A 19,407-nucleotide genomic window follows, 5' to 3' on the forward strand; every position below is an offset into this window, starting at 1 on the left:
GCCTCAGGCCAGCCAGCACTTGGCAGGAGCCAAACCGTTCATGACTTCCCAGACGCCGTTTTCTTCCCAGCCCTGAACTTGATCGCTGACGCCTTCGACAAAATCGTTGAACATCGGGCAGATCAGGCCGCCTTCGTCAGCAAGGATGTCTGCCATTTCACGGTAGAGCTGCTTGCGACGACCTTCGTCCAGTTCGCCTTTGGCCTCAAAGAGTTTCGCGTCAAATGCCTCGCTCTTAAAGCGGGTGTCGTTCCAGTCTGCGGTCGACAGGTAAGCGGTCGAATACATCTGGTCCTGAACAGGACGACCACCCCAGTAGGAGGCGCAGAACGGCTGAACGTTCCAAACTTCAGACCAGTAGCCATCGTTCGGCTCGCGGCTGATTTCCAGCGGAATGCCACAGGCACGTGCGCTTTCTTGGAACAGCTGCGCGGCATCAACCGCACCCGGGAAGGCACCTTCGGCAACGCGCAGGACGATCGGGCTGCCGTCGTGACCCGATTTCTCGTAGTATTCACGCGCCAGTTCAGGGTTGTATTCACGCTGCGGACGGGTGTCATCGAACAGCGGGTATGCTGCGTTGATCGGAATATCGTTACCAATCGAGCCGTAGCCCTGAAGGATTTTCTCAACCATTTCACCGCGGTTGATCGCATATTTCAGCGCCATCCGCAGGTCAGGGTTGTCGAACGGAGCTGTGTCACAGTGCATGATGAACACATAGTGACCACGGCCCGACACGTTCTTAACCGAGATACCCGGTGCGCGGTTCAGCAGAGCCGCAACTTTTGGCGCCACGCCGTTCACGATATGAACCTGACCCGATTGCAGGGCCGCGTTACGTGCGGTTGCGTCGTTGATCACAGCGAATTCAACACCATCAAAGTGACCGCGGCTGCTGTCCCAGTAATCCGCGAACTTTTCAAAGGTGTAGCGCACGCCCGGCTCGACCTCGACCACGCGATACGGACCAGTGCCGATGCCTGCACCTGGGTTGTCACGACCACCGTTCGGCTGGATCACAAGGTGATAATCCGACATCAAGAATGGAAGGTCAGCGTTCGCATCGGTGAGTTCGACGATGAAGTTGTCGCCATCGACGCTCATGTTCGCGATACCCTTCATGATACCCAGAGCACCCGACTGCGCGTTCTCATCCGAGTGACGCAGCATGGTTTCCATCACGTCGTTCGCGGTCATCTCAGAGCCGTCGTGGAACTTTACACCCTGACGGATTTTGAAGGTCCATGTTTTCGCATCGGGGCTAGAAAACACATCGGTCGCCAGACGCATATCGAGCGAACCATCGCCGTTCACATCCAAAAGCGTTTCACCAAAGGTCCGCATCGCATGGAACGAAACCTGCGCGAGCGACAGCGCCGGATCGAGAGAGTCTGTGCTCTCACCACCGCCAAGACCCATCTTTAGGATGCCACCTTTTACTGGTTCGCTTGCCAATGCCGCACGGAATGGCATTGCGCCCCCGATCAAAGCACCAAAGCCGAGCGCACTGGCTCGGCCCAACAATTGACGGCGTGACAGTCCATTGCTGCTGAAACGCTGATAAGTCGAAGTCTTTTTCTGGTCAGTCATTTCTAGTTCCCTGTTGTTGGTTAGACCATTTTTCGTCCCCGTTTTCGGGGTATTAATGGGCCCCGATTGTTCGGAGCCCTAATCTGAAATCGGCACCTATCGCGCTGTGCGCGGCTGGCCGACATATCGCCCAACACCCTCCGTTTGGTATGCTGCATGGCTTTGCGCTAAATCGGCAAGCTTTTTTGCAACTTCGGGTTTTGGTTCGCAGGTTCGGCGGGCGTTTAAATCGGTGTGAAGAAGAAGGGTTTCCACAGTCGCGGAGAGCGCTCCGTCCGACCGCCATAGGCGATGGAACAAATGCATTTTCTTGCCTTCACCGCTTAAAACCTGCGTCGTGATCGTCAGCTGATCACCTGCGTGCACCTCATCTAAGTACCGAATGTGACTTTCAACGGTAAAGTAACTTAGACCAGAAGCGACGTATTGAGCGTCAGCACCGACCAATTCCATCAACCTATCGGTCGCAAGCGACGCTGCCTCTAGGTAATGTGTTTCGTTCATGTGGCCGTTGTAATCGGTCCAGCTGGTCGGCACTTGGCGACGCACGGTGACGGGCAGTCCGTCCTTTTCTTCAGTTAAATCCAGAGAGGATTCATGAGTTTTCACCACTCCACCTGCGCCCGAGCCCGTGCGTTTCAGCGCCCGCACCATGCCAACGATATTGTCATCGCGCAGACGCTCTAATTCGCGGATCGACATATGACCCGATTGCGCATCCGATTGGCCCGCAATCAGATCAACGAGCTCATCCGTAAACTCGGGGACATCCATCAGTTTCGTCCACGGCCACGACAGGCACGGCCCGAACTGCGCCATGAAGTGCTTCATTCCAGCTTCACCGCCCGCAATGCGGTAGGTTTCGAATAGGCCCATCTGCGCCCAGCGGATGCCAAAGGCCATGCGGATGGCTTCGTCGATCTCCTCTGTGGTCGCGACACCGTCTTGGACCAGCCAAAGGCTCTCGCGCCAAACGGCTTCGAGTAAACGGTCCGCGATATGCGCGTCGATTTCTTTGCGGACAACCAGCGGGAACATCCCAATGCTTTTGAGCGTTTCGGCAGCGGCGGCTGTGCGTTCGGGCGCACCGACCAGTTCGACCAATGGCAAGAGATAGACGGGGTTGAACGGGTGCGCGACGACGGCACGTGCGCCTTTTTCGTTCAGTTCGGACGGTTTGAACCCTGACGTTGACGACCCAATGACCGCCCCTTCAGGTGCCATCTGCGAAAGGGAGCCCAGCACTTTGTGCTTTAGGTCCAACCGTTCGGGAACGCTCTCTTGAACCCAATCCACGTCAGAGACAGCATCGCCCATATCGTCGCAAAAGGTCAGCGTTCCCTCAGCGGGCAACGCACGATCATAGAGCGCCGGCAGCGCACGACGAGCGTTCGCAATCACCTCGCCGATTTTACGTTCAGCTTCGGGATCAGGGTCAAAGACATTGACGTCCCAACCATTCAGCAAAAACCGCGCAGCCCAACCGCCGCCGATGACACCACCACCAATGACGGCGGCTTTTTTACGTTTCGCGATCATGCCATCACCTTGGGTGCACGTTTCACCAAGCCGAGCTTTGCACGGACTTCTTCAGGTCCGATCACACGAGCGCCCAAGTTCTCAATAATCGTGACCGACCGTTCAACGAGTTGCGCGTTGGTCGCCAACTGCCCCTTGCCGAGCCAGAGGTTGTCCTCGAGACCGACCCGCACGTTGCCACCGGCCAGAACCGCAGCAGCCACATAGGGCATCTGATCACGGCCAAGGCTGAACGCAGACCAGTTCCAATCAGCAGGCACCGCATTCACCATCGCAAGGAAGGTGTTCATGTCGTTCGGCGCGCCCCAAGGCACGCCCATGCACAACTGAACCAGTGCCTGACCGTCAAGAGTGCCCTCTTCCACCAATTGCTTAGCGAACCAAAGGTGCCCCGTATCAAAGGCCTCGATTTCTGGCTTAACACCGAGTTTGGTCATCATGCCGCCCATCGCCCGCAGCATCCCCGGCGTGTTCGTCATGACATAGTCAGCTTCGGCAAAGTTCATAGTGCCGCAGTCCAGCGTACAAATCTCTGGAAGGCACTCTTCGATATGAACCATCCGTTCGGTCGCGCCAACCATATCGGTTGCGGCGGCATTCACAGGGAACGGTGCTTCGGTCGATCCGAAAACGATGTCCCCGCCCATGCCTGCGGTCAAGTTCAGCACCACATCGACATCAGAATCGCGGACGCGTTCGGTCAATTCACGATAGAGCGCAGGGTCGCGAGACGGTTTGCCCGTTTCAGGATCACGCACGTGACAATGAACAATCGCAGCGCCCGCTTTTGCTGCATCAATCGCGCTATTTGCGATCTGCTCTGGACTGCGAGGCACATGCGGCGACCGGTCTTGCGTCGCGCCAGACCCTGTAACAGCACAGGTGATAAAGACCTCTTTATTCATTGCCAACGGCATCGAGAACTCCTGACATACTTCGGTACGGGTCAGTTGGCGCAAAGCAGATGTTCGATTCCAACCACCTATTTGTAAAAATGGTATGGCGTAGATGTCGGTTTTATTGTTCCTATTGTGACAATAAATTATCCAATTCGGTCATAATGAAATGAAAACTGTCACCGTCCTGCTCTACGATGGGTTCTCGAATATGGTGCTGTCGTGCCTCATTGAACCGCTCCGCGCGGTTCGGGATCAGGGGCAGGCTGATCTGTCATGGCGCATTGTGACACCACATGACGGCTCTGCGCAAAGTTCGAGCGGGCTTAATATTTCGCCTGATTGTTCCATCGCGGACGTGGGGCGATCTGACCTTCTGATTGTCGTCAGCGGCTACGGATTTCGGGAGTATTCGAAACCCGAGCAACTCGCCCCACTGCGCAGACTGACGCGTCAGGCCGATACGATCCTCGCGGCAGACACAGGCAGTTGGATCTTAGCGGCAGCGGGATTGCTCGACGATCAAACGGCGACGATCCACTGGGCCGTTATCTCTGATTTCACCGAGGAATTTCCACGAACACGGATCAGTTATGATCGCTTTGTCAAAGGCAGTCGCATCTCGACCTGCGGCGGGGCCTCAACCGCGATGGAGTTGATGTTGGCCCTGATCTCGGACCAGTTTGGCCCTGCAAACGCGTTTATTGCCTCAACGATGTTCCTTCATGATGCAGAGCGCCAGCAAACGACGGGGCGTGGGGCTAATAGGTTGGAAGGCAAAGGCACAGCGCAGCTTCGGCAGATCGTTAACCTCATGGTCGAAACCATCGAAACGCCGATTACGCTCGAAGACCTAGCGCAGCGGTCAGGTCTCACGCGGCGAACCCTTGATCGTCTATTCCAAGCCGAACTCACCATGGCACCTGGTCGGTATTATCAACTGATGCGCCTCAGCCACGCGAGGGACCTCGCCGCGAGCACCGATTACGACCTCGATACGATTGCCATTCGCTGCGGATATTCATCTGCATCTTCGTTAGGAAAAGCGTTCAAACACGCATTCGGTCATCCGATCCGAAAATCACATGGCAACCGCCCGCATTAACCCGCCAAATGCGCAATCGCGTTGATGATCTGACCAAAGGCCTGTCGTGTCATATCACTGCGATCCCGCGTACGGAGCCAGCCATGCACCAGTCCGTCCTGCTGGCACAAATGAACCTCGCCTTTGATGGCATCAGCAAATCGAACGGCATCGTCACAAAGCGGATCACATTCCGCAGGGAACAACCACGTGGGTGGCAGCGCGGATAGATCGCCCAACGCGGGGATCAGGCGCGGATCATCAGGCGATCCCCCCCTCACGTCCGCGTAAAATGCCAGATCGGAAGTCGAGAGGAGAGGCGCGTGTGAGTGGACATCAAAGCTCCCGCCACGCGCAGGATACCCAATCATCGGATAGATTAGGACCTGGCCCACAAACCCCAGATCGGCCCGCGTTCCAGCGATTGCAGCGCAAAGCGTTCCACCTGCACTGTCACCACATAGGACAACTGGCCCCTCAGCGCAGAGTATTTCGGCAACCGCGACCGTATCGTCGTAGGCCGCTGGGTGGGGGTGTTCGGGCGAAAGACGGTAATCAACCGACACCACCCGACACCCTGTTCGATCCGCGATCTCAGCGCAAACGTCGTCATGGCTCTCTAACCCACCCAGAACAAAGCCGCCGCCGTGCGCGTATAGAACCGTGGTCTTGGATGGCGGTCCGTAGAGCCGCACCGGAACATCAGCAATCCACTGATCGGACACCTGCAGACCTACTGGCCGACCTGCATGAAAATGCGCAGCCATGGCGTTATAAACCCGCCGTTGCGCAGCCCAATCGGTCGGGTCGAGGTCATCGGGATAAAAGGCCAGAGTCTCGTCGATGAAGGCGAGTACCTCGGGCGAAAGATACTGGCGATAATCCACGATCAGCGGCCCTTCCAAATGGGGTCACGTTTCTCGGCAAAGGCACGCGCTCCTTCCAACTGATCCTCCGACCGATAGAGCCGTTCGACAGTAGCAAACTGGCTTTTGGTGATGCGGTTCATGGCATCTTGGAACTTCATGTCTTCGGCCTCACGCACGATCTCTTTGATCGCCGCAAAAACGAGAGGCGGACCGTCGGCTAATTGCGCGGCGAGTTTATGCGCCTCCTCCATAAGGGTCGCGGCAGGCACAATACGATTGACTAACCCCCAACGCGCCGCCTCTTCGGCGTCGAACCAACGGCCCGTCAATAGCATCTCCATCGCGATGTGATAGGGGATGCGTTTCGGCAATTTGATTGAGGCCGCATCCGCCACCGTCCCCGACCTGATTTCAGGCAGAGCAAATGTCGCGTGATCAGCGGCGAGGATGATGTCGGCGCTCAGGGCCAACTCTAACCCGCCGCCGCAAGCGATCCCGTTCACCGCAGCGATCACGGGTTTATTGAGATCGCGCAACTCTTGTAGCCCGCCAAACCCGCCTTTGCCATAATCCCCATCGACAGCATCACCACCAGCGGCAGCCTTCAGGTCCCAACCGGGGCAAAAGAATTTATCGCCCGCTCCAGTGATGATCGCCACGCGCAAATCGTCGTCGTCGCGGAACTCCGTGAACACCTCACCCATCTGGCGGCTGGTTTCCAGATCAATCGCATTGGCTTTTGGGCGGTCCAATACGACCTCAAGAACGGCACCATGACGGGTGACATGCAGCGGAGATTGGGTCATTGGTTTCCTCCCATTCGGATCAGAGCATCGACCGCGATGGCCTCTTTTTGTCCACAAAGTAGCGGATTGATTTCGACTTCTTTCAACGTGTCTTGGTTCGCTTGCACGAACTCTTGCACAGAGAGAACCGCCGCGACAATCGCATCCACATTGGCGCCAGCCTTACCACGATAGCCCTGCAATAGGGGGAAACAACGCAAGCGGCTCAGCGCATTTTCAACCTCGGCAGAAGAAACCGGCAGGAGGAGCGACACTGTATCTGACAGAATTTCCGTCAGGACTCCCCCTGCCCCAATGGTCAGAACAAACCCGTGTGCAGGGTCACACAAGACGCCGACCAGAAGCTCTGCAACTGTTTCGGTTATCATCTCTTCGATTAAGAAGTCGGAACATGGCATCGCGCTGGCGGCAGCGAGAACCGCCTTAGCACTCGTGAGACCCACGCGAACTGCGCCCGCTTCGGTCTTATGGGCAAATCCAATCCCCTTGAGCACGACGGGGAACTCCAGATCGTTGGCGGCGCCTCCTGCATCCGTGGCACTTCCGACCACGACGGATTTGGGGACACGAAGGCCATGTTGACTAAGCGCTGACTTTGCCTCTGCCTCGGTCAATGTCACCGCATCATCGCAAAGGTTCGGCAATAGCAGCGGCACCTGCGATGCCACTTTGACCTGCGACGCAGCCGCAATCGCGGCAAGCCCATCGGCCATTCCGCACAAGGGCACAACGGACCGTTCCATCGCCTCGGCCGCAATCGTCTCTGGCATCCCTTCAGCCATGCTCGCCAGCAAGGCCATCGGCTTTCCAGTAGCGGCAGCGGTGTCAGCAACGGCGTTCAGAACCAATTTCCACTCCGGCGCGGCAAAGCGATCCTCGCGTGGGAAATCCAGAACCACGCAGCCCATCGCCAAGTCTCCCTCCATCATCGCGGTGAAACAACGAGTCAAAGCGGCCTGATCACCCCAAATATAGGTATGATAATCCAGCGGGTTGGCCAAAGCGACCTTGGGGCCGAGCGCCCCGCGCAGGGCATCCGTTTGGGCAGTATTCAATGGCGGATAATCGACGCCACAGGACATCCCTATGTCCGCCATGAGCGACGCTTCCCCGCCAGAGCAGGACATCGATGCGATCTTGTTCGACGATAGTCCGCCCGTCACATGCAGGACCTTGAGCGTTTCCAAAAGGGCGGAGGGGCTATCAACCTGCGCAAAACCCAACCGCCGCATCAGGGCCTTCGCGCCTGCATCGCTCCCCGCGAGGGAGGCAGTATGGGACACAGTTGCCTGCTGCGCTTGGTCTGACACACCGACCTTCATCACAACAACGGGTTTGCCTAACCGCTTTGCCGTTTGCCCCAAGGCCTCGTAAGCGCGAAGATCATTCACCCCCTCGATATGAAGCCCCAAGGCCGTCACACGCGGATCACAGAGCAACGCCGCGCCAATATCGGCCATGCCCATCTGCGCCTGATTGCCGACCGTGACCACATAAGCCACCGGCAGCCCACGTCGCTGCATGGTCAGATTGATGGCGACGTTTGAGGACTGTCCAACGATAGCAACGCCCGTGTCACATGGCGCCATCCCATGCACATCGGGCCAGAGTGCGGCCCGATCCAACGCATTCACAAACCCATAGCAGTTAGGTCCAAGGATCGGCATATTACCCGCCGCAGCGACGAGTTGTTCTTGGAGACCATCGCCATCGGACAGCTCGGACGACGCCTCTCTAAACCCTGATGCGAAACAGACCGCACCGCCTGCCCCGCGCGCCGCAAGGTCAGAGACAACACCAATCGTTGCATCACGGTTCACCCCGATAAAGGCCGCATCAGGAGCTTCGGGCAAAGCCTCGATCGAGGCATAAGCTGTAACCCCAGCGACCTCTGCTCGGTTGGGATGTACGGGCCAGATATGTCCCTCGAACCCAATCCGCTGACATTCGCGGATGACATTGGCGCACCAACTGCCCCCTCCTACAACCGCGATGGAGCGTGGCTTCATCAGGCGATCAAGTGCCACCATGTTAGGCCCCCAACGGACGGAACAGATCACGGCTAATGATATGGCGCTGAATTTCACTGGTGCCGTCCCAGATCCTCTCGACCCGAGCATCGCGCCAGAACCGTTCGATCGGGAAGTCATCCATAAGCCCCATGCCGCCGTGGATTTGCAACGTCGCATCGGTCACACGCGCCAACATCTCTGAGGCGTAGAGCTTTGCGCTGGCGATCTCGCGGTTCGCCTCCATCCCCTGATCCAGACGCCACGCGCCAGACAGCGTCAGCCAATCCGCCGCGTCGATCTCTGTGATCATGTCTGCGATCTGAAAACTGATCCCTTGGAATTTCGCGATCTGTTGACCGAACTGTTTCCGCTCTGCCGCGTAGCTAAGCGCATGATCGAAGCATCGCCGCGCACGCCCAACGCAGAACGCTGCGACCGTCAGACGTGTCGCATAGAGCCACTCGTTCATGACAGCGAACCCACCGTCGACTTCACCCAAAACCTGCGCATCAGGAAGGCGGCAGTTGTCGAAGTAGAGGATGTAGTTCTTATACCCACGATGCGACACCGAGGCGTAACCCTCGCGCACTTCAAAACCGGGCGTTCCACGGTCGACTAGGAAACAAGTGATCCGCTTTTTCGGGCCTTTCGGCGTGTCATCGACACCCGTTGCAACAAACACGATGAAAAAGTCCGCGTGTTCGGCACCAGAAATGAAATGCTTTGAGCCGTTGATTACCCAATCGCCGCCATCGCGTTGGGCCTGACATTTCATCCCACGTACGTCTGACCCAGCATCTGGTTCCGTCATCGCAAGAGCATCCATTTTTTCACCGCGAACGGCGGGCAAAAGGTATTTCTCTTTCTGCTCACCTTCACAGGCCATCAGGATATTCTGCGGACGCCCAAAGAAGTGGGTCAGCGCCATCGATCCGCGACCAAGCTCACGTTCGACTAGGGTAAAATCGAGGTGCGACAGCCCAGCGCCGCCGACCTCTTCGGGGAAATTGCAGGCATAAAACCCAAGGTCGATGACCTTTTGTTTGATCTCTAGGCCCAGTTCCAACGGTACCTGCCCAGTACGTTCTACTATGGCCTCATGCGGGTAAATTTCGTTCTCTACAAACGCCCGCACGGTGTTCACGATCATATCCTGTTCTTCGCTCAGCCCAAAGTGCATGGCGTTCTCCCCTTGTCGCATTGGATTAAGGATGCGAGAAGTTGGCAACGAACATCATGCAGATTTAGGCCGATTTCATGCAGATTTGGAAATCATCTGACACCACTCGCACGGTCGGCATTTTGTTGTTCGATGCGTTTTCAAATCACTGCCTCGCCAACGCGGTAGAGCCACTGCGCGCCGCCAATACCCTCGCCCGCAAGCAGCTTTATCAATGGCAGTTTCTTAGCCTTCAGGGCGGCACGATCACCTCGTCCAGCGGGCTTCCTGTGCATACCGAACACACGCTCAGGGACCATTCTGGCGGCGATTATCTGTTCATCATGCCCAGCTATGACTTTCAGAGCCACGCCACATTGGCCTGCAATCAAGCCCTTAGATCGGCCAGCACCCGCTATAAAACACTGGTCGGCATGGATATGGGAAGCTGGCTTCTCGCCTCGGCGGGTCTTTTGGACGGGCGGTGTGCGACGATCCACTGGGACGAGATTGACGCTTTTGCCGAACGGTTTCCCGATGTCACGGTCAGCGAGGATCGCATCGTGAAAGACGGGAACATCTTGTCCTGCGGCGGGGTGACGACCACCTTTGATCTGGTCCTTTCCCTGATCGAAGATCACCACGGACCGATGCTTGGTTTAGAGGTCAGTTCGCTTTTTATGTACGGCGAAAAGGCGATGATAATCGGCAACCGACCTAGCACCACAAAGCCGCAGAAAATCCGAGCAGCGACAGCCCTCATGCGGCGGAATATCGAAACGCCGATTTCTATTCCTGACCTCGCAGAGCGGATTGGCTTGACCGAAAAGGCCTTCACTGCCGCCTGTAAAACGGCCTACGGATTTGGTCCGCGGCGGCTCTACCAAGCGATCCGACTAAGAGAAGCACGCCGACTGGCGACCCATTCCAGCATTTCCATCGCGGAGATCGCGGACCGTTGTGGCTATCAGAATGCCAGCGCTATGACCCGCGCGTTTCGGGCCGAATTTGGCTGCACGGTCAGTGATCTACGAAAGACGCCAACGGACCAATGAAGCGCCAATTTTGGTTCAGGACAATCACATCCTCAACAGAACGGCCAACCAGTGACGCAAGGTCTGTTCGTCCGATCAGCGTAGCGGGATTTGTGATCGCCATGTGCAAAACATCCTCGGGCGGCACTTCCAACCCGATCAGACGGGCAACGCCCTCTGCCATTGTTGTGTGAGCCCCAGCTAAGGCACCTTCGGCATTCACAAGGCGGCCGTCCTCAACCCGAATGGTAGCCCCATAGAGGTCGAACTGATCTGGACCACCAACTGTCGGCATCGCATCAGAGACAAGGAATATGCGTCCCTGCGTTGCGCGAACGGCAATCTTCAACACACGATCCTCGACATGGATGCCATCCGCGATGAGACCGACAAATGGCGCGCGCTCCATCGCCACGCCAGCTAGACCAGCAGCACGGTGCGTCATCGGCGACATGGCGTTGAACAAGTGGGTCACAGCTTGCGCCCCCGCCTCAAAGCCAGCCTCGGCTTCATCTGCCGTGGCATCGGAATGGCCGAGCGAAACGATCACCCCCATTGCGACGAGGTCTGCGATCGCCGCTGCACCGACGATTTCGGGGGCAAGGGTCATCAAGACGGTGACACCTGCGTCACGCAGTCGTTTCACCGCTGAAAGTGTGTTGTCATCCAAGGGCCGCACATGCGCAGCCGAATGGGTGCCGCGTTTAGACATGGCAATATGTGGGCCTTCGATATGAAGGCCAAGGACATCGCCTTTCATCGCAATGATCGCATCGGTGACGGCGGTCAGAACATCAGGCGCGTCAGTGATTACCGTCGGCATAAGACCAACAGTCCCAAACCGCCGATGGGCCGCACCAATTTCGGAAATGCGGCCGGGGTCTGCATTCAGCAATACGCCACCGCCACCGTTGACCTGCAAATCCAAAAAACCTGGCGCAATTGCGCCCCTGATCTCAGTCCCACGCCGCGCGAGCGGGGCGACCTCTACGATCAGACCGTTTTCGATGCAGAGCGATGCAGGCCCCAAAGAGGACTTGTCGAACACAGTCTCCGAGAAAACCCACTCAGTCATCTGCGCTTTGTCGCCATGCCACATAGGCAGCCCCAAGAGCACCAGATGCATCGCCACCTTTTGCAATTCCAATTTCAGGAATGGGGAAGCCTTTGAACTGCGCATTCGTCAGCGCCACTTTGAGGTCGTCGACTAGATGGGGAACCTTGCTCAGCCCGCCGGCCAAGATGATCAACTCTGGATCGCCAATGGTGTTGAGCGTAAAGAGCATCTCGGCCGTCAATTCGCACCAAATGTGCCAAGCCTTACCCCGTTCGGCGGCGATATCTTTCGGTGTCGTCTCGGGGCTTTTCACTGCCTTTGCGATCCGAACCAGCCCTGGCCCCGCAATGAGCGTTTCCATACAGCCGACGCGACCACAGCCACAGGTCACGAGCGGCAAGTTATACCGCTGCACCAAATGCGCAGGCAACGCGATGTGACCGATTTCACCCGAAGTTCCCGATGTCCCCGCCTGAAGCCGTCCATCGACCGACAGCCCACTGCCGATCCCCGTGCCGATGATGACGCCCGCCACCCGCTTCACGCCTTCTCCGACGCCAAAGACAGCCTCGGACAAAAGCAACGCGCGGGCATCGTTGATCCAAACCAATGGGCGCTTTGTCACTTTGATCACGTCTGAGACAAGCGTTCGGCCTGTCGCGGGAAGGTTCGACGTGAGAGCCACACCCGTTTCAGGGTGGATCAATCCAGCCGCAGAGATGCCAACAGGGACGTCACCGCAGGACGACACCAGTTTTTTGAGCGCAGAGATCAAACCCTCGTAGGTTTTCGGTGTGCTGACACGTTCAGTCGCAACCAATTTCCATCCACGGTCAAAAATCTGTGCTTCGATCTTGGTCCCGCCAAGATCAATTCCTGCTGCGATCATCCTGTCCTCGAAAAGAATAAGGTGGGTCGACGCCCACCTTATCCAAATACCAAACGAAGTTACCAGTCTATTGGATCATTCGTTCCAAGCTTTATCGGTGCCGCCTAGGCCACCAACCTGAACGCGGGTCGGCAGGCCGATCTGGTCCAGAATGGTGAAGAATGGCTTGGGGTCGAGCTCTTCGACGTTGCGCATGGTTTTTGCATCCCATTCGCCAGTGGCAACCAACATCGCCGCAGCAACGGGCGGAACACCTGCGGTGTAGGAAATACCTTGGCTGCCGACTTCTTCGTAGGCTTCTTTGTGATCGGCCACGTTGTAAACGAAAACCTCAACATCTTGGCCGTCTTTGGTGCCTTTCACGAGGTCACCGATACAGGTCTTGCCCGTGTAGTTCGGCGCGAGAGAGGACGGATCAGGCAGGACAGCCTTCACCACTTTCAACGGAACCACTTCCAGACCTTCGGCGGTCGTCACTGGCTGCTCGGACAGAAGACCAAGGTTTTTCAGAACGGTAAATACGTTGATGTAGTGGTCACCAAAGCCCATCCAGAAACGCACGTCAGCCTGTGGATAGTTCGCAGCGAGGCTGTGAACCTCATCGTGGCCCGACTGATAGGCACGGCAAGTGCCGACTACGGGTAGGTCCCAATCGTGGCCCGAGGCAAACATAGTTGTCTCTTTCCACTGCTGGTCTTCCCAATAGTAAACAACGCCGGTAAATTCACGGAAGTTGATTTCGGGGTCAAAGTTCGTAGCAAAATATTTGCCATGCGAACCGGCGTTGATGTCGACGATATCGATGGACTTTACTTCGTCCATGTATTCATCGATCGCGAACCGCGCGAATGCGTTCACAACACCTGGGTCGAAACCAGCGCCCAAGATGGCGGTTACGCCCTTCTCAGCGCAAAGATCGCGTTTTTTCCATTCGTAGTTCGCATACCAAGGCGGAGTTTCGCAGATCTTTGCGGGGTCTTCGTGGATTGCCGTATCGATATAGGCAACGCCCGTTTCGATACATGCATCCAGAACGTACATATTCACAAAGGCAGAGCCTACGTTGATGACGATCTCAACACCCGTCTCGCGGATCAGGGCTGCAACCGCCGCCGTATCCATCGCATCAACCTGATGGGCCGCCAAAACGCCCTCTTGTTTCATCGCGCCCTTTTCGCGGACCGACTCAAGGATCGCTTCACATTTGGAAAGCGTCCGGCTCGCGATATGAATCTCGCCAAGCACATCGTTATTTTGCGCGCACTTATGCGCTACGACCTGAGCGACGCCGCCAGCGCCGATGATGAGAACGTTCTGTTTCAATGCACAGGACCCCCTTTGGTGGTAAGTTTAAGGTTAGTTTATCGCCCTGAGGCGACACATTCACGACAATGCAGCCGAGAAATCTTCGTAGGTGAAATCGCGGACCAATCGTTCGGTCCCATCGAGTTCGCGAATGGCAATCGCAGGCATTTTAACGCCGTTGAACCAGTTCTTCTTTACCATAGTATAGCCTGCCGCATCCTGAATGGACAGGCGATCGCCTGCTTTGAGCGGCGCAGGGAATTTGAACTCGCCAAAAATATCGCCCGCAAGGCAGGATTTCCCGCAGACCATCCATTCTTGATCGCCGCTCTCGTTCATCTTTGCGCTTTCGCGGTAGATCAACAGGTCGAGCATATGCGCCTCGATAGAGCTATCTACGATGGCAAGGTTTTTACCGTTGTGCAGAGTATCAAGAACCGTCACCTCGAGCGTAGTCGATTTGGTGATCGCCGCCTCGCCTGGTTCCAGATAAACCTGCACTTCGTTCTGTTCGCTAAAGCGCTTCAGGCGTTCAGCGAGCTTTTCAAGAGGGTAATCGTGACCAGTGAAATGGATCCCACCACCAAGGCTGATCCATTCCATTTTACGGATAAGATATCCAAACCGCTGTTCGATGCTGTTGAGCATCCCGTCAAACCGATCAAAGTCCGCGTTCTCACAATTGTTGTGGAACATGAAGCCGGTGATCAGATCGGCGACGGGTTCGATATTTTTCGGGTCATGCTCACCCAGACGGCTAAAGGGGCGCGCTGGATCAGCAAGGTCAAAACCAGAAGTAGACACACCAGGGTTCACGCGCAAACCGCGTTTATGGCCGCGTGATACTTCCTCGTGACGGGTCAGCTGACCGACAGTGTTGAAGATAATCTTGTCGGAGTTCGCCAAAACCTCGTCCATCTCGTTGTCTTTCCAAGCGACGGAATAAGCGTGAGTTTCGCCGGGGAATTTTTCGCGGCCGAGCTTTACTTCAAAAAGTGACGACGATGTCGTGCCGTCCATGTATTCGGACATGAAATCAAACACTGACCACGTCGCAAAACACTTAAGCGCCAAAAGCGCCTTAGCCCCCGAGTTTTCGCGGAGCCAAGCAATTTTTTCCATATTAGGAAGAAGACGTGCCTTATCGATAAGGTAGTACGGCGTGTCGATCATCGGTTTCCCCCGTGCGGCAAAGGAACTCAAAGCAGAAACCGGGACATAGGGCCTTTGCCCCCATGGGACAAGGTTAATTCGTGATCAATCCTCTACGGTGTCGATCCATTGGAGCAAAACATCCTCGGACTTGATCTGGATAACACCCTTTTCAATGGCGATCACACCGTCGCGCCGCATACGACCTAGGTTTTTGTTCACGGTTTGCCGCGAACACCCGACAGTATCGGCGATAAAGGTTTGGCTATGCCGAACGCTGTTATCCGAATAGCGCAGTTGAAGAAGATAATGCGCGAGCCGCTGCGGGACGTTCATATCCTTTTCGGCACTTCGGAACATATTGAACCGTAGCATGGCCTCGTACATATGCGCCGCAAGGTTGCGAACAAAACGGGGATCGGTCGTCAGGTCTGAAAGCTGAGCCTTTTCGATCAACAGAACGCAGCTCCCTGCCGTCGCACGCCCACTAGCCGCAGCAGTTTTATTGGCAAGGCATTCGATACCCCCCAATGTCATCCCGACATTGGCAATCAATAACGGAGTGCGGGTGCCGGCAGGCGAGAGGTAGCAGATCTCTACCTGCCCCTGAGCAACCAGATAGAGCCCTAAAGGCACTTGATCCTGATGAATAAAATCTGTCGCCGCGGGGAAGTATTGCATGCGAGCCGCATCGATTAGCCGGATTTTCTCGATTTCCGAAAATCCGTCGAATATCTCGCTCCGCATCAATTGTGGGAACCTTAAGCTATTTCTTATCCCTCGGCTCGGCTTATCAGCCGTGCCTTTGTCCCCAAGCATCGGAACTCCGTCTGTATTATATTTGAAAAAGCGCAGCAGCAGCAGCGATGCGCTGCATGCTGCGCCCATACTAAATACGAACTACAATCTAAAGTATATAAGGTTTATACTTAAGGATATAATGTCTTCGAAGCGACACCATGAACCACTGGATAATTTCCAGTAGAGATTGGTTAACAAGCCCTTAACAAAAAAGGCCCGCGAACACGTCGCGGGCCTTTTCTTGTTTTGATGAAACCTTACTCGGCGGCTTCTTGGTAATTCGAAAGCGGCGGGCAAATGCACATCAGGTTGCGATCCCCCCATACGTTGTCTACGCGATTCACAGGCGCCCAGTACTTGTCCACGCGGAATGACCCAGCCGGATAACAGGCTTCTTCGCGAGTATAAGGACGATCCCAATCACCAATCAGGTCCTCAACAGTATGCGGTGCATTACAAAGTGGATTGTTGTCAGCGGGCCAAGTTCCCGAGGCAACCTTGTCGATTTCAGCGCGTATGGACAGCATCGCGTCGATAAAGCGGTCCAGCTCTGCCTTTGTCTCGGACTCCGTCGGTTCGACCATAAGTGTTCCCGCCACAGGCCAACTCATCGTTGGTGCGTGGAACCCGTTGTCGATGAGACGCTTTGCGATGTCATCAACAGTCACGCCGTGATCATCGGCGAACGGGCGCGTATCAAGGATACATTCATGCGCGACGCGACCGTTGCGGCCTTTGAACAGAACCCCGTACCCAGCCTCTAGTCGTTTCGCGATATAGTTCGCGTTGAGGATCGCGACCTTGGTCGCTTGAGTTAGGCCCTGCCCGCCCATCATCAACACATATGCCCACGAAATTAGCAGGATCGACGCAGATCCCCACGGTGCGGAGGATACCGGCCCCGTTTCGCCACCCGTTTCAGGGTGTCCGGGAAGGTATGGTGCAAGGTGCGCCTTGACCCCAATCGGCCCCATGCCGGGGCCACCACCGCCATGCGGGATTGCAAAGGTCTTGTGCAGGTTGAGGTGCGAAACGTCACCGCCGATTTCACCCGGTTTGACCAAGCCGACCATGGCGTTGAGGTTCGCACCGTCGATGTAAACTTGACCGCCGAACTGGTGTGTAATCTCGCAGACCTCGCGCACGGTTTCTTCGAACACGCCGTGTGTCGACGGATAGGTGATCATGCAAGCCGCCAGACGGTCGCCCGCTTTTTCTGCCTTCGCGCGGAAATCCTCAACGTCGATATCGCCGTTTTCTGCGGACTTCACCACGACCACATCCATACCGCACATTTGCGCCGAAGCAGGGTTCGTGCCGTGGGCAGAGACAGGGATCAAACAGATATTGCGCTGCGTATCACCGTTGGATTTGTGGTATGCCATAATGGTCAACAGACCCGCATATTCGCCCTGCGCGCCAGAGTTTGGCTGCATTGACATCGCGTCATAGCCTGTCACGACGCAGAGCTTTTCGCTGAGATCAGCGATCATCTCTTGGTAACCCGCCGCCTGATCAACAGGGGCAAATGGGTGCAAGAACGCAAACTCTGGCCACGTAATCGGCATCATTTCCGCCGCTGCGTTCAGCTTCATGGTGCACGACCCCAGCGGGATCATTGCCCGATCAAGCGCAAGATCGCGATCCGAGAGACGACGCATGTAGCGCATCATTTCCGTCTCAGCGCGGTTCATGTGGAAAATCGGGTGGGTGAGGTAATCCGACGTGCGGCTCAGATCCTCGGGGATTTCATAATGATGCGTGAGGTCTTCGTCCTTTGCGTCAATGCCAAAGGCACGCCAGACCGCTTCAATCGTCGAACGACGGGTGCGTTCATCGAGGCTGATACCAACCTTGGTTTCGCCAACTTTGCGTAGGTTGATGCCCTCTTCAACGGCCGACTTCATTACGGTGCCTTGCAGCGGGCCGACCTCAACGGTGACGGTATCAAAATAGGCATCGGGTTCGACTTTGAACCCTGCAGCTTCGAGGCCCTTCACCAATCGAACGGTCTTGCGGTGGATACGCTGAGCAATCGCTTTAAGACCGACGGGGCCGTGGAACACCGCATACATCGACGCCATTACGGCCAACAAAGCCTGCGCTGTACAAACGTTCGAGGTCGCCTTTTCACGACGGATGTGCTGCTCACGGGTTTGAAGCGACAGACGCAGGGCACGACCACCACGACTATCAACCGAAACACCCACGATCCGCCCCGGCATGGAGCGTTTGTATGCATCTTTACAAGCGAAATAGGCAGCGTGCGGGCCACCGTAGCCCAGCGGCACGCCAAACCGCTGCGTGGTACCAACGGCAATATCGGCCCCCATCGCGCCCGGCTCTTTGAGCATGGTCAGCGCGAGTGGGTCGGCAATCACGATACCAATAGCGTTAAAATCATGAAGGTCGGCGATCTGGGCCGTGAAGTCACGCACGTGGCCGTAGGTGCCCGGATATTGGAACACAGCGCCAAAGACCTTGGAAGCGTCGAGCTCATCGGGGGAACCCACGATCACTTCAATACCGAGCGGCTCGGCGCGCGTTTTCATGACTGCAATGTTCTGCGGATGGCAGTTTTCATCGACAAAGAATGCTGTTGCTTTCGACTTCGCCACGCGCTGCGCCATCGTCATGGCTTCGGCTGCGGCAGTAGCCTCGTCCAAGAGCGACGCGTTCGCAATTTCGAGGCCCGTCAGGTCACAGACCATCGTTTGGTAGTTCAACAGCGCCTCAAGGCGACCTTGCGAAATTTCAGGCTGATAGGGCGTGTAAGCCGTATACCACGCAGGGTTTTCCAAGATGTTGCGCTGAATAGCGGGCGGCGTCACAGTGCCATAGAACCCCTGCCCGATCAGGGAGGTCATCTGCTTGTTTTTCTTGGCAACATTTCCGAGAAAATACAGAAGCTCACCCTCCGACTTGGGTTTTCCAAAATCGAGAGGTTCCGACTGACGGATGGATGCGGGGACCGTCTGTTCGATCAATTGATCGAGGCTCTCAACCCCCACAACACGCAGCATCTCTTCCATCTCGGCGGGGCTTGGCCCGATGTGACGGCGGTTCGCAAAATCGTAAGGGCGGTAGTCGGTGGGTTCAAACGGCATGGGCCTGTCCTCGGGCAAAAAGGGTCTGACTGGGGGCGACGACCGCCCCCATTTCTGTCGTCCAGCACTGAATGTCACAAGGACCTAACCACATGACATATCAG

At 56.2% G+C, this 19,407-nt stretch carries 15 protein-coding genes; 2 read left to right on the top strand and 13 right to left on the bottom strand.

From position 1 onward, the window contains the following. Nucleotides 1-3: 3 nt before the first annotated feature. The 3 genes from BSK21_RS10340 to BSK21_RS10350 form a co-directional block, all read right to left on the bottom strand. Entirely contained in the window at nt 4-1,593 is a 1,590-nt protein-coding gene (locus BSK21_RS10340; protein ID WP_067551349.1) for an ABC transporter substrate-binding protein, read from the bottom strand. 96 nt (nt 1,594-1,689) lie between these two features. After that, a complete protein-coding gene (locus tag BSK21_RS10345) occupies nt 1,690-3,132 on the bottom strand; it encodes a carnitine 3-dehydrogenase (RefSeq protein WP_067551352.1) in 1,443 nt (480 codons plus the stop codon). Next, the gene (locus tag BSK21_RS10350; RefSeq protein WP_067551355.1) at nt 3,129-4,049 is read right to left on the bottom strand and encodes a 3-keto-5-aminohexanoate cleavage protein; all 921 of its coding nucleotides are present in this window, start codon (nt 4,047-4,049) and stop codon (nt 3,129-3,131) included. Before BSK21_RS10350 ends, BSK21_RS10345 begins: the two co-directional genes overlap by 4 nt. 148 nt (nt 4,050-4,197) lie before the next feature. Between BSK21_RS10350 and BSK21_RS10355 the strand changes: the two genes are divergently transcribed. After that, nucleotides 4,198-5,133 carry a GlxA family transcriptional regulator gene (locus tag BSK21_RS10355; RefSeq protein ID WP_067551358.1) on the top strand — a complete coding sequence of 312 codons (936 nt, stop codon included), beginning with the start codon at nt 4,198-4,200 and terminating at the stop codon, nt 5,131-5,133. Here the strand turns inward: BSK21_RS10355 and BSK21_RS10360 are convergent. Genes BSK21_RS10360 through BSK21_RS10375 form a run of 4 tightly spaced genes read right to left on the bottom strand, consistent with a single transcriptional unit; the run spans nt 5,130 to nt 9,979 of the window. Next, on the bottom strand, nt 5,130-5,999 hold the full coding sequence (locus BSK21_RS10360) for an alpha/beta hydrolase (protein ID WP_067551663.1): 870 nt from the start codon (nt 5,997-5,999) through the stop codon (nt 5,130-5,132). The genes BSK21_RS10355 and BSK21_RS10360 overlap by 4 nt on opposite strands. 2 nt (nt 6,000-6,001) lie before the next feature. Continuing rightward, the gene (locus BSK21_RS10365; protein WP_067551361.1) at nt 6,002-6,787 is read right to left on the bottom strand and encodes a carnitinyl-CoA dehydratase; all 786 of its coding nucleotides are present in this window, start codon (nt 6,785-6,787) and stop codon (nt 6,002-6,004) included. Further along, nucleotides 6,784-8,817, bottom strand: coding sequence for an acetate--CoA ligase family protein (locus tag BSK21_RS10370; protein WP_067551365.1), 2,034 nt, complete (start codon nt 8,815-8,817; stop codon nt 6,784-6,786). Before BSK21_RS10370 ends, BSK21_RS10365 begins: the two co-directional genes overlap by 4 nt. Nucleotide 8,818: 1 nt before the next feature. Beyond that, entirely contained in the window at nt 8,819-9,979 is a 1,161-nt protein-coding gene (locus BSK21_RS10375) for an acyl-CoA dehydrogenase family protein (RefSeq protein ID WP_067551368.1), read from the bottom strand. Between the two features lie 77 nt (nt 9,980-10,056). Here BSK21_RS10375 and BSK21_RS10380 point away from each other — a divergent pair, with 77 nt between their 5' ends. Continuing rightward, nucleotides 10,057-11,013, top strand: a complete 957-nt coding sequence (locus BSK21_RS10380) for a GlxA family transcriptional regulator (protein ID WP_067551372.1) — start codon at nt 10,057-10,059, stop codon at nt 11,011-11,013. On the opposite strand, the gene BSK21_RS10385 is transcribed toward BSK21_RS10380, so the two are convergent. The 6 genes from BSK21_RS10385 to gcvP form a co-directional block, all read right to left on the bottom strand. After that, on the bottom strand, nt 10,979-12,067 hold the full coding sequence (locus tag BSK21_RS10385) for an N-acetylglucosamine-6-phosphate deacetylase (protein ID WP_067551666.1): 1,089 nt from the start codon (nt 12,065-12,067) through the stop codon (nt 10,979-10,981). The genes BSK21_RS10380 and BSK21_RS10385 overlap by 35 nt on opposite strands. After that, nucleotides 12,060-12,938: an ROK family protein gene (locus tag BSK21_RS10390; RefSeq protein ID WP_067551376.1), complete on the bottom strand. Its 879-nt coding sequence runs from the start codon at nt 12,936-12,938 to the stop codon at nt 12,060-12,062. The genes BSK21_RS10385 and BSK21_RS10390 overlap by 8 nt, the downstream gene beginning before the upstream one ends. A 75-nt stretch (nt 12,939-13,013) precedes the next feature. Then, the gene (locus BSK21_RS10395) at nt 13,014-14,261 is read right to left on the bottom strand and encodes a saccharopine dehydrogenase family protein (RefSeq protein WP_067551379.1); all 1,248 of its coding nucleotides are present in this window, start codon (nt 14,259-14,261) and stop codon (nt 13,014-13,016) included. A gap of 60 nt (nt 14,262-14,321) precedes the next feature. Further along, entirely contained in the window at nt 14,322-15,413 is a 1,092-nt protein-coding gene (locus BSK21_RS10400; RefSeq protein ID WP_067551669.1) for a carboxynorspermidine decarboxylase, read from the bottom strand. Nucleotides 15,414-15,500: 87 nt separating this feature from the next. Then, on the bottom strand, nt 15,501-16,142 hold the full coding sequence (locus BSK21_RS10405) for a Crp/Fnr family transcriptional regulator (RefSeq protein ID WP_067551382.1): 642 nt from the start codon (nt 16,140-16,142) through the stop codon (nt 15,501-15,503). A 311-nt stretch (nt 16,143-16,453) separates the two neighbouring features. Then, nucleotides 16,454-19,303, bottom strand: a complete 2,850-nt coding sequence (gcvP, locus tag BSK21_RS10410; RefSeq protein ID WP_067551385.1) for an aminomethyl-transferring glycine dehydrogenase — start codon at nt 19,301-19,303, stop codon at nt 16,454-16,456. Nucleotides 19,304-19,407: the final 104 nt, after the last annotated feature.

Origin of the sequence: Marivivens sp. JLT3646 (genome assembly GCF_001908835.1) — a bacterium.
GTDB lineage: Bacteria > Pseudomonadota > Alphaproteobacteria > Rhodobacterales > Rhodobacteraceae > Marivivens > Marivivens geojensis.